At 49.6% G+C, this 14,496-nt stretch carries 13 protein-coding genes and 2 tRNA genes; 14 read left to right on the top strand and 1 reads right to left on the bottom strand.

Annotation, left to right across the window (positions count from 1 at the left end):
• Positions 1–17: 17 nt before the first annotated feature.
• The 14 genes from HS1genome_RS11345 to HS1genome_RS11280 all read left to right on the top strand — a co-directional run bounded on the left by HS1genome_RS11345 (position 18) and on the right by HS1genome_RS11280 (position 13,379).
• Complete coding sequence (locus tag HS1genome_RS11345; RefSeq protein WP_126451149.1) at positions 18–1,211, top strand: HD domain-containing protein; 1,194 nt, start codon at positions 18–20, stop codon at positions 1,209–1,211.
• Entirely contained in the window at positions 1,208–1,897 is a 690-nt protein-coding gene (locus HS1genome_RS11340; protein ID WP_126451148.1) for a phosphoglycolate phosphatase, read from the top strand. Before HS1genome_RS11345 ends, HS1genome_RS11340 begins: the two co-directional genes overlap by 4 nt.
• On the top strand, positions 1,894–3,546 hold the full coding sequence (locus tag HS1genome_RS11335) for a glutamate--tRNA ligase (protein ID WP_126451147.1): 1,653 nt from the start codon (positions 1,894–1,896) through the stop codon (positions 3,544–3,546). The genes HS1genome_RS11340 and HS1genome_RS11335 overlap by 4 nt, the downstream gene beginning before the upstream one ends.
• Positions 3,547–3,597: 51 nt before the next feature.
• Positions 3,598–3,981, top strand: coding sequence for a 50S ribosomal protein L7Ae (gene rpl7ae / locus HS1genome_RS11330; RefSeq protein WP_126451146.1), 384 nt, complete (start codon positions 3,598–3,600; stop codon positions 3,979–3,981).
• Positions 3,982–4,022: 41 nt separating this feature from the next.
• Positions 4,023–4,098: transfer RNA gene (locus tag HS1genome_RS11325), tRNA-Asn, on the top strand.
• A gap of 198 nt (positions 4,099–4,296) precedes the next feature.
• Positions 4,297–4,506, top strand: a complete 210-nt coding sequence (locus HS1genome_RS13245; RefSeq protein WP_126451145.1) for a hypothetical protein — start codon at positions 4,297–4,299, stop codon at positions 4,504–4,506.
• A 92-nt stretch (positions 4,507–4,598) separates the two neighbouring features.
• Positions 4,599–5,696, top strand: coding sequence for a type 2 isopentenyl-diphosphate Delta-isomerase (gene fni / locus HS1genome_RS11315; RefSeq protein ID WP_126451144.1), 1,098 nt, complete (start codon positions 4,599–4,601; stop codon positions 5,694–5,696).
• Between the two features lie 47 nt (positions 5,697–5,743).
• The gene (locus HS1genome_RS11310; RefSeq protein ID WP_373286774.1) at positions 5,744–6,679 is read left to right on the top strand and encodes a polyprenyl synthetase family protein; all 936 of its coding nucleotides are present in this window, start codon (positions 5,744–5,746) and stop codon (positions 6,677–6,679) included.
• The gene (locus tag HS1genome_RS11305) at positions 6,676–7,647 is read left to right on the top strand and encodes an MraY family glycosyltransferase (RefSeq protein WP_229768188.1); all 972 of its coding nucleotides are present in this window, start codon (positions 6,676–6,678) and stop codon (positions 7,645–7,647) included. The genes HS1genome_RS11310 and HS1genome_RS11305 overlap by 4 nt, the downstream gene beginning before the upstream one ends.
• A 362-nt stretch (positions 7,648–8,009) precedes the next feature.
• Positions 8,010–8,083, top strand: a tRNA-Pro gene (locus tag HS1genome_RS11300).
• Between the two features lie 13 nt (positions 8,084–8,096).
• On the top strand, positions 8,097–8,855 hold the full coding sequence (locus HS1genome_RS11295) for an endonuclease III domain-containing protein (RefSeq protein ID WP_229768189.1): 759 nt from the start codon (positions 8,097–8,099) through the stop codon (positions 8,853–8,855).
• The gene (locus HS1genome_RS11290) at positions 8,818–9,330 is read left to right on the top strand and encodes a ParB N-terminal domain-containing protein (protein ID WP_158613825.1); all 513 of its coding nucleotides are present in this window, start codon (positions 8,818–8,820) and stop codon (positions 9,328–9,330) included. The genes HS1genome_RS11295 and HS1genome_RS11290 overlap by 38 nt, the downstream gene beginning before the upstream one ends.
• Positions 9,327–10,688: a glycosyltransferase family 2 protein gene (locus HS1genome_RS11285; RefSeq protein WP_126451141.1), complete on the top strand. Its 1,362-nt coding sequence runs from the start codon at positions 9,327–9,329 to the stop codon at positions 10,686–10,688. The genes HS1genome_RS11290 and HS1genome_RS11285 overlap by 4 nt, the downstream gene beginning before the upstream one ends.
• A gap of 48 nt (positions 10,689–10,736) precedes the next feature.
• Positions 10,737–13,379 carry an ATP-dependent helicase gene (locus HS1genome_RS11280; RefSeq protein ID WP_126451140.1) on the top strand — a complete coding sequence of 881 codons (2,643 nt, stop codon included), beginning with the start codon at positions 10,737–10,739 and terminating at the stop codon, positions 13,377–13,379.
• A 212-nt stretch (positions 13,380–13,591) separates the two neighbouring features.
• Here HS1genome_RS11280 and HS1genome_RS11275 read toward each other — a convergent pair whose 3' ends face one another.
• Positions 13,592–14,494, bottom strand: a complete 903-nt coding sequence (locus HS1genome_RS11275; RefSeq protein WP_126451139.1) for a CBS domain-containing protein — start codon at positions 14,492–14,494, stop codon at positions 13,592–13,594.
• Positions 14,495–14,496 lie beyond the last annotated feature (2 nt).

Raw genomic sequence — 14,496 nt, 5'->3', positions numbered from 1 at the left:
TCGGCTTTATTCATTCAATGAAGAAGATATTTGACGAGACACATGGATACATAGACTTAAACGAAGTGGAGACGGATATCGTAGATGCTGAGATATTTCAACGCCTAAGGAGGATAAGACAGACTAGCCTAGCCTACTTAGTTTATCCAGGTGCCACTCACACCAGATTCAGTCACTCCTTGGGTACTCTTTTTGTGGCAGATAAGATAGGTCGCAAGATGCTTAATGAAGGAATGATAGACTATGGGGAGTTGGAACACCTCAGGATTGCCGCACTTCTTCACGACCTCGGTCAGTTCCCCTTCAGCCATGCGATAGAAGGATTTTATTTGTCGAGATACGGTGAGGAGGGAAGTAATGAGAGTATTAGGGAGATGGCCTTAAAGGAGTCCCAAGACCTCGTCGAAGTGTTTCAGAGACATTCCTTAAATACCACCCAAATCATTGGTATTCTGGATGGGTACAGTCCTCTTTCTCCTATAATAGATAGTGACGTTGACGCAGACAGGATAGACTACCTGATCAGGGACTCGAAACATACTGGTGTCTCGTTGGGCAATGTTGACACAGACAGGCTGCTGGACACGGTCTCCTACGAAGGAGGAGAGGTAGTAATTAAGGACAAGGGAATTCAGAGCTTGGAGAACTTCTACGTTGCACGCCTCCACATGTACCAAGCGGTGTACTACCATAAGACTATCTTAGGCTACGAGTTATTGCTCAGGAAGATCTACGAGAAGATTTTACCTCACTGTTGCCCTGGACTTGAGACATTAAAAGGAGTGAGGGAAATGATTTCCTCGGGCACGTTCCACATTTGGGATGACGAGTGGATGTTTTCTAGACTTTACGGTTCTCTCTACGATGAAGAGGTACCAGAACAGGTGAAGAACCTGATAAACGGGTTCCTCAACAGGAGAGGGCCTAAGGTAGTCTTCGAGGAGGTGGCTTACCGTGAGTCTAAAGGTGATATACGGACCTTAGTTTCGGATCTCGAGAGGGCTGGAGTCCCACAGGATTCCATTTACCCATTCGAGGAGAGAATAAGGGTCATGAGAAAAGACAGCATACTAGTTTCGACCAAAAGCAGAAAGAAGAAGCTCTCGGAGTTTTCTCAAACCATACTTAGCGAGATGCCGGAATCTATGCTCATTCGAAGAATTTATGTTGACCACCAGTTTGTTAGTAGAGCTAGGGAAGTGCTCAAATGATAAGGCTGATCCTAGCTGATGTAGATGGAACATTAACTGAAGATAGGGACACTTACAGACTGGACCTCGATGCCGTGGCTGCACTTAGACTCGCTGAAAAAATGGGAATAAAAGTGGGATTGGTCAGTGGCAACTCATACCCGGTGTTGCGTGGTCTCCACCAGTACATGGGTCTTTCAGGGGGAGTAGTAGCTGAGAACGGTTGCGTCGTTTACCTTCAACACTTCGAGAGATTATGCGAGAAGTTGGAGAGGAAGTTGGCGCAAGAGTTCTCAGACACATTTGGGTTAGCGCAGAGCTGGCAGAACCCCTACAGGGAATCAGACTATGCTTTTTACCTACGGGATGACTTCGACACGAATCAAGCGAAGAAGTGGGCCTCCTCTCACGGCTTAACTTTGAGGTACAGTGGCTACGCAGTGCACATATCCGTCAACAGTGAGGGCAAGGCGTTGGGAGTGAGAAGACTCATTCAGTTGTCCGGGCTCGAGAGGGAACAGGTGGCTGCCATAGGGGACTCCAGTACTGACATCGAGCTCCTCAAGGAGGTAGGATACCCAGTCGCTTTGGCTAACTCGACTCAGGATCTTAAGGAGAGTTCAATCATGATCACTAGAAGTAAGAGTGGAAAAGGAGTCGTGGAAATGGTGCATGCCGTCCTTAGAGAGAGGGGTGTTACGTCGTGAGCTTTGAGGAGCTTAAGCCACTGATCCTTAAATACGCTCTTCTGAATGCTGTGGAGCATAATGGCAAGGCAGTGACGGGGGCAGTAGTATCCAAGGTCCTCGGAGAAAGACCAGACATGAGGTCTCGGGCCAAGGACGTAGTCCAAATTGTGGCCCAAGTTGTGAGTGAGGTTAACTCCATGTCTTTGGAGGAGCAGAAGTACTCGCTCTCCCAATACCAGTTGCCACAGAGAAAAGAGGAGAGGAAGGAACTTCCAAAGGTGAAGGGACCAGTGGTTACTCGCTTCGCACCCAACCCAGACGGCCCGCTCCACTTGGGCAATGCTAGGGCTGCGGTTCTTTCCTTCTATTACGCGAGTAGTACTGGAGGTAAGTTCATCCTGAGGTTCGACGATACTGACCCGAAAGTTAAGAGACCGATAAAGGAAGCTTATGACTGGATAAGGGAAGACCTCGACTGGCTTGGGATAAAGTGGGACTACGAGGTTAGAGCTTCCTCCGAAGAGAGAATGAGACGGTATTACGAGGTAGTGAAGGAACTGATTTCCAGGGGCTTTGCCTACGTTGACCTGTGTGGGAAGGATTTCAATAAATATAGAGACAAGTCAGAGGCCTGTCCTCACAGGGAAAGTTCTCTGGACGACAAGGAAAGTTTTCTGAAACAGAACCTTGAGCTCTTCCAGGAAATGACCGAAGGTCAGAGGAAAGAGGGTGAGGCGGTTGTGAGACTTAAGACGGACCTGCACGATCCAGATCCGTCTCAACGTGATTGGGTTCTGATGAGGGTTATCGACGTCAAGAAGAACCCCCACCCTGTAGTAGGGGACAGATTCTGGGCTTGGCCTACCTATAACCTAGCGAGCGCGGTGGACGACCACGACTTCGGCATAACACACATTTTCAGAGCTAGGGAACACATGAGCAACGCTAAGAAACAGAAATGGATATACAACTACCTGAAGTGGGAGTATCCAACGGTCATGGAGTTCGGAAGGGTGAAACTAGCAGGCTTCACCATGAGTAAATCCAAGTTGAGGACTGGGAGCCGCGACGACTTCAGGGCGCCTACGCTTGCTGGTTTAAGGAGAAGGGGCATACTGCCCGAGACCATTATCGAAGTTATTCTCGAAGTGGGCCTCAAGATCACTGATGCTACGATTAGCATGCAGAACGTGGCTGCCATAAACAGAAAGAAACTAGACCCCATAGCCAAGCGAGTCATGGCAGTTACAGAGCCTCTGCACCTAATTTACAGGGGCCGTGACGTCAGTGCCGAAGTTCCTGTATTGAAGAATGAAACGAGGAGGCTACAGCTTAGAGATGGCGATCTATTGATATTGGAAAAAGAAGATGCGAAGGGCACGGTGAGGCTTATGGGGCTAGTCAACGTGAAAATAGAAGGGGAAGAGGCGCTCCAAGTCGAGGGCGGAGTGGAGGAGGCTAGAGAGATGGGTTACCCCATAGTTCACTGGGTCAACGGTAATGAAGCCCTGAAGGTCAGGATACTTTTCTCTGATAGAGAAATAGAGGGGTTAGGGGAGAGGTACCTCAGCCAACTTAGGAAGGGCGAAATAGTGCAGTTAGTCAGGAAGGGATTCGCCAGGGTCGACGCTGAGGACCCCCTCACCTTGATATACTCCCATGAGTGATTTTTTAAACCCACGGCTAATCTTACTACGTGAGCTAAGGAGGAAATGGAAATGTCCAAGCCAGCCTACGTGAAGTTTGAGGTTCCCCAGGAGCTAGTCGACAGGATCTTGGAGGCAGTTAAGAGGGCGAAGGAGACAGGGAAGATAAAGAAGGGAACCAATGAGGCCACCAAGGCCGTGGAAAGGACCCACGCCAAGTTGGTGGTCATAGCAGAAGACGTCCAACCAGAAGAGATAGTGATGCACCTTCCTATTCTATGTGATGAGAAGAAGATACCATATATATTCGTGCCCTCAAAGAAGTCCCTCGGGGAGGCAGCTGGCCTTCAAGTTCCAGCTGCAGCGGTCGCCATTATTGACCCAGGCCAAGGGAAGGACATAGTTGACGAGATTGTAAAGAAGGCCTCTGAGCTCAAGGGGAAGCAGGAAAGCTAACAAGGCAAATTTTTTAAGTGGTGGGGAATCACCGTCGTCGGGCCGCGGTAGCTCAGTCGGTAGAGCGCCGGGCTGTTAACCCGGCGGTCGGAGGTTCGAGTCCTCCCCGCGGCGCCAGATCAGGAGGATAAGCGGTGAGGCGGCTGGTCGAATCTTTGTAATATCGAGAAGTTTCTTACAGAGAGGGGGGTTGAGGGGGCGTAAAGTCTCGCCTTTCACGGCGGGGACGGATAGCCCCCTCATATTTATACTTCTTTGTTAAAATTTCTCTTAGTGGTACTAACGACGCTCCTCCCCAGCTCGATCTAAGGTTTAATGGGACTGAGGGAGGAGCAGCTATTATCTCCTTCTCTTAAGGGACTAGAGCTTTGCGATGAAAGTCCCCTCCTCTTCAGATCGGAGTGGATCTCTGATCCACTCGACTGCCCACCAAACGAGACATGTAAACCCGAACCGATGGTGGGAACGACGATCCCTCTGGGAGGGAACCCTCGTCCCTTCCAGGGCGGGGAGGAAGTCAGTTAAGATTGTTGAATGAGTCAATGAGAGAAAAGACCCAAGCTAGAAACACTTTTGAGGAAACCTTCTCCATATTGGCTGGGTGACCTAGGTTTTCAATAGTTAATCGTAAAGCGGAACATGTGGAAATTTGCCTTTACGAGGACGTTGAAGGACACGTCAATACTATGTTCGACGATGTTGATCTGGTCCATCAGGCATTACCTGGGCTCTCATTTGAGGAGATCGACATATCGACAAATTTTCTCGGGAAGAAAATATCAGCCCCGATCGTTATCTCTGGAATGACAGGTGGAACTGAGGAGCTTGGCAGACTCAACTCAATCATAGCTACGGCAGCGGAAAAGACCGGAATAGCAATGGGCGTTGGGAGTCAAAGGGTAGCACTAGAAAGATCCGAGACCAGAGAGAGCTTCGCCGTAGTTAGAAGGATAGCGAGGGATATTCCAGTAATTGCCAACATAGGAGCCCCACAACTACTACGAGGTTACGGAGTCCGAGAACTCGAGGAAGCGATCTCAATGGTCGAGGCGGACGCAATAGCGGTGCACTTCAACCCTGCTCAGGAGGTCTTTCAGCCTGAGGGGGAGCCAGACTACTCGGATAGACTATTAACCGTGTTAAGCGAAGTGATTAAGTCACTAGGTGTCCCTGTGATAGTGAAGGAAACTGGGACTGGTCTGGCCATGGAGACGGTTTCTAAGCTTAGGAGAGTAGGTGTGACTCACTTTGACGTACAGGGTGCTGGGGGCACTAGCTGGGTTGCCGTCGAAATGTTCAGGGGCAGACGAAGGGGGAACTGGAAATGGAGGAGCGCCGACGTGTTCAAGGGTTGGGGCGTTCCTACTGCTGCTTCTATAATTGAGACTAGATTCGCGGCCCCTGATTCATTTATCATAGGTAGTGGGGGAATTAGGAACGGTCTGGATGGAGCTAAAGCCCTTGCTCTAGGGGCTGACCTAGTAGGGATGGCTTTACCAGCGATGAGGGCCGCCGTGAAAGGGGCCGAGGCCCTCGGTGAGTTTGTGGAGGACTTCAAGTTTCAACTCAAAGTGGCTTCCTTCCTCGTAGGGGCGAAAGACGTACGTGACATCAAGAAGACTCCCCTAGTAATAAGCGGGAAACTCAGGGACTGGGTAACGTCGAGAGGGTTAGATTTATCTGTGTACACAAAAGTCAGGGCCGGTAGAGCTTGAACTACCAGTCCTATGTCGACGAACTAATAAAACAAGTAGATGCGACAATGCTCTCTGTTTTAGAGGGCAGAGGACCGCTCTATGAGGCAGCCAGACACACCTTACTAGGAGGAGGAAAGAGGCTCCGTCCGCTGATCCTCGTAGCAGTGAGCGATATATTGGGAGGCGAGAGGGAGAAAGCGCTCTACGCTGGAGCTTCGGTGGAAGTTCTTCACTCCTTTACCTTAGTCCACGACGACATAATGGATCAGGACCAGCTTAGAAGGGGCAAGCCTACTGTTCATGTCCTATGGGGAGTTCCCATGGCCATATTGGCGGGAGACCTGCTTCACGTTAAGTCGTATCAATTGATCCAGATGGCCCTGCGAGGCAAGAGTAGCGAGACAGTCCTAAGAGCACTTGACACGCTTACTAGGGCGGTTGTGGTCATATCAGAGGGACAGGCTAAAGACATGGAGTTTGAGTCCAGGAGTGACGTTACCGAGGCTGAGTATATCGATATGATTTCTAAGAAGACGGCAGAGCTATTCGCTACGTCAGCAGAGTTGGGAGGAGTGTTGGCTGAGGCGGATGAGGACAAGTTAAGAAAGCTTAGGGAATATGGGATCAACTTGGGCATAGCGTTTCAGATAGCGGACGACATCTTGGGCCTCACAGGAGACGAAAAGGAGCTAGGTAAGCCTGTTTTCAGTGACATAAGGGAAGGGAAGAAGACCATACTAGTGATAAAGGCGCTTCATGAAGGGTCAGAACGACAGAGAAAGATCATCCTAACCGCCCTAGGAAATAGGTCTAGCTCGAGAGATGAGTTGGCTGCAGCCGCCAACGTGTTACGTGATCTGTCTCTAAACTATGCGCTGAAACTGGCAGAGGAGTATTCTAACAAGTCACTCTCTGCCCTTGATTCACTGAACATTGCGTCGGGGCCCCAGGCACAATTCCTCAGGGATCTAGCGACCCTAGTAGTGAGGCGAAGGAAGTGAAATGGTTATACGTATTAGTCTCTGATTCGGTTGCCCTGTTCGTTGCGATACTTTCGACTATGTGGGTGATAAATGCGTCAAAGGCCCATGGTCTAACGGGGAAGGATATTAACAAGGTCGACAAGCCCGACGTCCCCCTCCTCGGGGGGGTGGGTATAGTGGCGGGATTTGTCGCCGGCTCCTTCGCACTTCTCGCTCTTAACTTCTCCTTTTCACTAATCGTAGAGCCGATACTCCTAACTTCTCTTTTAGTCGGTTTCCTCGGAGTCCTGGACGACTTCTTGAATATAAGGCAGTCAGTAAGGGCCTTCACTCCTCTCTTTGCTGCCGTCCCCATATCCTTGGCTAGCCTAGGTCACTCCACAATTTCTATTCCCTTTGTGGGACCGGTGAACTTCGGCCTAGTCTACTACGTGCTTGTTGTTCCTGCTGCTTTGACAATCACTTCCAACGCTTTCAATATGCTCGAGGGGCTCAACGGCCTTTCGGCCGGAATGGGAATAGTGATGGCTGCTGCATTCGCCTTCATTGGTCTTAGGCAGCACGGTTATCCGCAGGTCGCTGGGCTGCTTTCAACGGTACTTATAGCCTGTCTAGTTGGTTTCCTGGTTTTTAACAGGTATCCGGCTAAGGTTTTCCCCGGCAACGTTGGTACTTACTTCATAGGGGCATTGCTAGGAGCCCTAGGGATATCAGGTTACATGCTCACGGCGTTGGCTGTCCTCTATGTACCTTACGTTCTGGAGTTCGTTCTGAAGGCTAGAACGAAGTTCAGAGGGATATCATTCGGCATCCCTCAACCTAACGGAAAGCTCTCTTGGACTGGTAAACCTCAATCCTTGACCCACATAGTGATGAAGATGGGAAGGTTCAGTGAACCACAGGTGGTGGGTGTCCTGTGGGGAATTGAGTTGATCTTTGCGTTGATTGCAGTGTACCTACAGACGACAGTGATCGTTATTAGGTAGAGGAGGCGAAATTTCGCTTTTAACCTTAATAATCATGGTTAGGAGACGAAAGTCCCATTCCGTGAGGGATGGCCATCATAGAAACGTTTTCCTCACGAATAAAGTTATTTAGGGCCCAGTTGCAGGTGCTTGGTCTTACTCTCTCGACTGGGGTTGGCCTAGATGGAGGGCAAACTCTGTAACCTTCATCTGGAGAATTGCGGAGAGACTCGAAGAACCAGCGCCCATTGATAAAGGAGGATCGGAGTCGTTTCCTAGAAGTAGATCTCATCTAGAGAAGTTAAATCTGTAAGGGTGGGTAGTTCAGGAGAGTTGAGATGTACATCCGATAAGGTTAAATTCAGACGGGTTATCGAGCCAATGGGGCCGTCGTCTAGCTTGGTAGGATGCCAGGCTTGGGCCCTGGTGGTCGTGGGTTCAAATCCCGCCGGCCCCACTGAGGTGATCAGTTGGTTTGCGATAGTTCGGCCTTAATGCGGTTGTTGCACTACTATAACCTAGAGCCTAAGGACTTCATATCTCTTAAGGTCTGGTTAGAGAGTAGAGACCCATTCAAGGTGCTTGTGGCCACTATTCTCTCTCAGAACTCCACGGACAAGTCAGCCTTCAGGGCGTATTACTCGTTGGAGCTGAAGGTCGGTGTCACTCCCTCTAAGATCTATGAGGCCAGCTTGGGACTCTTGGAGGAAGCCCTTAGGGTGGCGGGACTCCATAGGCTTAAAAGTGTTAGACTTAAAGAAATATCCAAAATTGTTTTGGATAAGTATGGCGGCGACTTGAACGTCGTACTCAATTACCCTCCGGAGCGAGCGAGAGAGGAGCTCACTTCAATGCCAGGGGTTGGGGAGAAGACAGCCGACGTTGTTCTTTTGACGTGTAGAGGATATCCCTTCTTTCCAGTTGATACCCACATTAGGAGAATATCGATAAGGCTGGGCATGGTAGGCGAGAATCCCACCTATACCGCCATATCTAAGGCCTTATCTTCCTTAGTTATAGAAAACGAGTATCTCAGGTTACACCTAGTTCTCATACAACATGGAAGAAACATTTGCAAGGCCGGCAAACCTTTATGCGATAGGTGTCCCCTATCCAACTGCTGTGACTACGCGAGAGCTCAGGTGGGTGAGTCCAAGACGTCTTCTACCCCACGAGGACGTAGATCTCGCAGTGTTCGCCAGAGTGGAGAAGGCGGTATTGGCCTCTAGGCGGATGACACCTCTAATAGTTGACTGGAACACCGACCTACTGTTGGACGGCCATCATAGAAGGGCTGTAGCGATTTCGCTCGGGTTAGACAGAGTGCCAGCTCTGTTGGTAGACTATAGGGAGAGCAGTGTAAAGGTAGGAAAGTGGTACAGGAACGTGAGCAACCCACAGGTGGCTAGGCAGTTAATGAGGGCAAATTCCTCTAGAGGAAAGTGGTGCGCTAGGCTGGGGAGAGTGGAAATGTGCGGCTCCTCCTCTTACATTCTCTTCTGGCGTTTACATTGGGTTGAACGTTTCCTCTCGACCCTCAATGTTAGGGTAGTGAAGGTTGTAGAGAGGGGAGAGTTGGAACCACCCTCACTCTCTAAGGAAGACGTAATTTCGGTGGCTAGGAAAGGGCTAGTCTTCCCACCAAAGACTACGAGACACGTCTATGACTTTATAATCCAGCACGATCCTGTACCCATTACATGAGCCCCGGCCTCCTAATCTCCTTACTGCTCTTCCTGCCTCCTATAGGTCTCTGGGCTGGACAGTCCTTATACTATGTGCGAGGAGTGAAGGGGCGTGAAGAAGATTCGCCTCAGCCCAGGTGGCCAACACTGTCAGTGATAGTTCCAGTGAAGGGTGAGAACGTTGAGACATTGAACGGACTTTTAGAGAACCTCTCTTCTTCTAATTACCCATTGGACAAGTTAGAGGTGGTGGTCGTCTCGGACGACGATCCTACAACCTTCGATTCCCTAACGCGGGAATTGAGGATTCCTCCTGGGCTAGAGGTTCACCTCTTACGTAGGGAGGAGAGGAGAGGGTACAAGAGTGCTGCCTTGGCCTATGGACTCTGGAAGACTAAGGGCGAGTTGATACTGACTTTAGACGTTGACTCCAGGGTCCTGCCAGGCTCCATAGCAAAGGCTGTGAGCAAAATGGAACGGGAACAGTGTGATGCAGTCACATTAACCTGGAAGGGGTACAGCAACTCAGACTCCGTACTCGCTAAGGCACTGATAACAACAACGAGCTTTGGCTCCACTTCCCTCCTACTGGGCAGGTATCTATCAGGGATGAAGATATTTCCCGTAGGCAGTGGTACTATATACCGCAGGACTTCATTGCTCATTGTTAAAGGCTGGGATCCCGACGTTATACAGGACGACCTAGATCTTGGAGCGAGAATGATATCAAGGGGGATGAAGATCTGTGCCAGTGAGGGCGAGGTGTTGGTAGAGGTCCCAGACAACTTACGTGCTTACTACGTACAGCAGACTAGGTGGGCTATGGGTAGTATGGAGGTTCTCTCTAGGAAATTAGGTGAGTTAATGAATAGCGAGACTACGCTGATTCAGAAGCTAGACCTCCTCTTCTACATGATGCAATACATCCCCGTGGTTACAACCTTTATTGGGGCAATTGTATTGGCTGTGCTCTCCCCTTGGCAGAATTTCGGTTACGTTTTCGCAGCCTTACTTACCATCTGGCTCATCCTACTGGGCATTTACAGCTCCTTTGTGTTCGCACTCTCTAGAAGAGAAGGATTCGGCTGGAGGGACTCTTTACTAGGACTAGGAAGACTAAGCGCATACACTGTGGCAATATCGCCTTTCATATTTATGTGGACTCTTAGAGCCTTTAGCAAAAGAAGGAAATACGTCGTGACTCCGAAGGGGAGACCGGAGAGGACGAGGATAGTTTACGTCATGCTCTTATTCGGAGCAGCTTTCCTTGCCTCCTCTATAGTTTATATCATGAGGTTTGAGTTCCTGCCTGGCCTTTGGCTTCTATACTACGCTTTCCCTTACCTCTACACTCCATATAAGCACCTCAGGGAGTAATGCGTATTCTTTCTTTTAAACCGAGTGAGTCTGTACACTTGTCTAATAATGAGCGTCCCCAGAGTTACTAGGGAGGATCAGGAAATCCTATCTACCCTCAGGCCTTACGTTTCCTCTTGGTTCTCTAGAAAGTACGGGACCTTCACTCCCCCACAACGTGCTGCTATACCTTTGATAAAGCAAGGGAGAAACGTTCTAATTTCCAGTCCAACAGGTACTGGAAAGACACTTTCCGCATTCTTGGCAGTTTTGGATGAACTCTTCGCGTTAGGAGAGAGTGGTAAGCTTGAGGACAGAGTCTACGCCCTTTACGTATCTCCATTAAGGGCACTAGGGAACGACATGCGAAGAAACCTCCTAGAGCCCTTAATGGAGATACGTTCTGCTGCTTCAATTCCCGAGATAAGGGTGGCTGTGAGAACTGGGGACACACCCAGCTATCAAAGACAGAAGATGTTGCGCACCCCTCCCCACATCCTCATAACTACGCCCGAGTCTTTCGGTATAGCCTTGGCCTCCCCAAGGTTCAGACAGGTAATATCCAACGTCAAATGGCTCATAGTGGACGAGATCCATGAGTTGGCCAGCAACAAGAGGGGAGCTCACTTATCAGGACTAATCGAAGTCTACGAGTCTTTGGTTGTAAGGCGGGCAGTAGTGAGAATAGGCCTGAGCGCAACCGTTTCACCCCTCACTGAGGTAGCTAAGTACTTGGGAGGGAAAGATGTGGAGATCGTTGACGCTAGATTTGTCAAGCCCGCCGACATTAGGGTCGTCTCGCCAGTTAGAGACTTAGTTAGGGCCGACGAGGGCGAAGTGCAGAGCGGGATATATAAAACCATGGCGGACCTCATAAGGAGGCATAGGACCACTTTAGTTTTCACCAACACTAGGAGCGCCACTGAGAGAGTAGCATACAAGTTGGCCAAGGCCTTAGATGGTGTAATAACCCCAGAGGAGATAGGCGTTCACCACAGTAGTCTGAGTAGGGACATCAGATTGGAAGTTGAGGAGAAGTTGAAAAGAGGGGAACTCAAGGCCGTTATTTCCTCCACAAGCCTCGAACTAGGAATAGACATAGGATATTTGGACTTAGTGGTTCTTCTAGGTAGTCCTAAGAGTGTGAGTAGGCTACTTCAAAGAATAGGAAGAGCTGGCCACCACATTCGCAGGGAGAGCAAAGGCAGGATAATAGTAGTCGACAGGGACGACTTAGTTGAGTGTTCGGTCTTGGCCCAGCTCGCCCGTGACAGAAAGATAGATAGCGTCCACATACCAATGAATCCTTTGGATGTCTTGTCCCAGGTCATAATGCTAAGCTCTTTAATTGAGCCTCTCACAGCAGACGAACTCTATAACCTTGTGAGGAGAAGTTACAACTTCTCCACCCTCTCTCGTGAGGATTTCGATGTCGTTCTGAACTACCTCCTCGGCAAATTCGGACTCGAGGAGAGGAAGATTTACGCTAAATTGAGAATAGATGAGAACGGAAAGGTGAGGCCTAAGGGACTTCTCAGAATGATGTATTACATGAATAGTGGCACCATACCGGATCAAGCCCACGTACCCGTCTTCACAGAAAGAAGGAAGTATGTGGGGAACTTGGAAGAGGAGTTCGTTGAGTTACTTACGCCTGGTGACATATTTGTACTGGGTGGAAGAACGTACGAGTTCTTGGGAAGCAGGGGAGGGCAAGGTATACTGGTGCGAGACGCGGAGGGGCAGAGGCCGACGGTACCCAGTTGGTTTTCAGAGATGCTTCCTCTTGCGTTCGACTCCGCTCTAGAGGTGGGCAAGTTCAGGGGGACGATCGCCGACATGATAAAGCAAGGAAAGGACGAGGAAGAGGTAGTCTCCTACCTCCAGTCAAGTTACAAAGTGTCAAGCTGGGCAGCGCGCTCCATATATAGGTACATCTTGGAGGAATATTTGTTCACCGGCGGGTTGGTACCAAAGGATGATCTCGTTCTAATAGAGGTCTACGATGATGAAGAAGGTAGGAGGAACCTAGTTTTCCACACACTGTACGGTAGGAGAACTGTTGACGCGTTATCTAGGGCAGTGGCTAGCGTCGTGACTGACGACCTGGGAGTAGACGTCAAGTTGTCCGTCACTGACAACGGGTTCGTGATAACTCTCCCAGAGAAAGCCAACTACGACCCCAAACAGGCCTTAATGAAGTTGGACCCCTCAAGTCTATACGAGGTCCTAAGTAGGGTTATAATGCGAACTGAGATGCTTAAGCGTAGGTTCAGACACTGCGCCGAGAGGTCTTTCATGATACTGAGGAACTACAAGGGGACAGAACTCAGAATAGACAGAAGACAGATGAGAGTCCAAGCAGTACTTGACGTGATCAAGGAGCTAGACGAGTTCCCCGTACTTAAAGAAACTATAAGGGAAATACTAGAGGATTACATGGACATCGCCAAGGCCAGGTGGGTGCTCTCTGGGATTAAGGAAGGGAAGATAAGGGTGGAAGCCGTGGGGCCGAACTCCGTTCCCAGCCCGTTTGCCCACAACATGCTACTCAAGGAGTATGGGGACATAGTCCTAGCTGAGGACAAGAGGGACTTATTGAGAAAGCTTCACGATAAGGTCATAGACTTCCTTAGACAGAAGGGATTCGACGTCCAGCTCAAGTACACTAGTATCGACGAGCCTGAAGCCTCTGACGAGGCCTCGACTTGAAATTACCCACGGTACTCTCCACACCATCATTCCTTCTACATCCTTACGGCTAGGAAGTGGAGACCAGCGATGGGTATGAACTATTGCCCCTATCTCTCTTCCCTTAGATATTGCCAATACTTCCACAGGGTCCATTAGGAACTCGCCCTCAGTCCCCGCTAAGTTGTTGAGCTCGTAGAACTTTCCACCAACTACTAGACCGCATCTCTCTCTTACACTCCCCATATTCCCTCTAGTCCTGCTATCTTCCTAAGAATGTCTGTTCTAGTTACTATTCCGACTAGGCCTCCCTGTTCGTCCACTACGAGTAACCTCCCTACGCCATATGTTATCATTTTCCTGACAGCGTCTAGGACATCGTCCTCCGCCTTGATCGTTATCACCTCACCACGCATGAAGGACTTCACCGGCTCCTCTATTCTTTCCTCCATTACTGCCCTTATCATGTCTGCCGTTGTCACTATTCCCGCTATCTTCCCCCTGTCGTCCACTACAGGAGCTCCCCTGATCTTCTCCCTGTAGAAGATGGAAGCCGCCTCCTTCAGGCTCATGTCAGGCCTCAAAGTAATTAGTCTCTTGTTGAGTAGGTTCTTCACCTTCTCCTTGGGTATGCTCACCATCCTTATCAGGTCTGCCAGCACCTGGCTCCTCTCCTCGTCCACATGAATTATCAGACCTTCGATCACCAGCCTAGTGTAGGGTGTCGGCCCGACTCTAATAGTTTCACCTACTTTCAGTTTACCGAGTTCCCCGCTCACTCCGAGTAATACCTTGTTTGACGAGGGATTAGTGATCTCGAGGAGCTCGATGTTATTCACCTTGATTCCAGTCTCTGTGGAGCCTTTGTAAACCGTCAACTTATCGAAGACTGGAGTTACGCTGGGGTTCTTCACTACCTCGTAGGCCTTTAACGTGGGCATGTATCCTCCGTTGGGGCCAGGCTTTGACTCTATCAGTCCAAGGACCTTCAGGCTTAGAACTATGTTCCTAACCGTCCCCTCATCCTTTGATATCACGTCGGCTATTTCCTTGCTTTTTATCAATTTCTTCTGTCTGTTGTAAAGGTCGATTAGGGCAATGAGAATCTCCCTTTGAGTGAGGGAAAGGTTGTGCACGG

Source organism: Sulfodiicoccus acidiphilus (genome assembly GCF_003967175.1).
In the GTDB taxonomy this organism is placed as follows: domain Archaea; phylum Thermoproteota; class Thermoprotei_A; order Sulfolobales; family Sulfolobaceae; genus Sulfodiicoccus; species Sulfodiicoccus acidiphilus.
Note: the sequence above shows the minus strand (reverse complement) of the source record. Positions and strands in the feature narration are given on the sequence as shown.

Bases quoted from the DNA above. Each gene is read 5' to 3' on its own strand.
- HS1genome_RS11345 (WP_126451149.1), top strand. From the start codon at position 18: ATGAAGAAGATATTTGACGAGACACATGGATACATAGACTTAAACGAA.
- HS1genome_RS11340 (WP_126451148.1), top strand. From the start codon at position 1,208: ATGATAAGGCTGATCCTAGCTGATGTAGATGGAACATTAACTGAAGAT.
- rpl7ae (WP_126451146.1), top strand. From the start codon at position 3,598: ATGTCCAAGCCAGCCTACGTGAAGTTTGAGGTTCCCCAGGAGCTAGTC.
- HS1genome_RS13245 (WP_126451145.1), top strand. From the start codon at position 4,297: ATGGGACTGAGGGAGGAGCAGCTATTATCTCCTTCTCTTAAGGGACTA.
- HS1genome_RS11310 (WP_373286774.1), top strand. From the start codon at position 5,744: ATGCTCTCTGTTTTAGAGGGCAGAGGACCGCTCTATGAGGCAGCCAGA.
- HS1genome_RS11285 (WP_126451141.1), top strand. From the start codon at position 9,327: ATGAGCCCCGGCCTCCTAATCTCCTTACTGCTCTTCCTGCCTCCTATA.
- HS1genome_RS11280 (WP_126451140.1), top strand. From the start codon at position 10,737: ATGAGCGTCCCCAGAGTTACTAGGGAGGATCAGGAAATCCTATCTACC.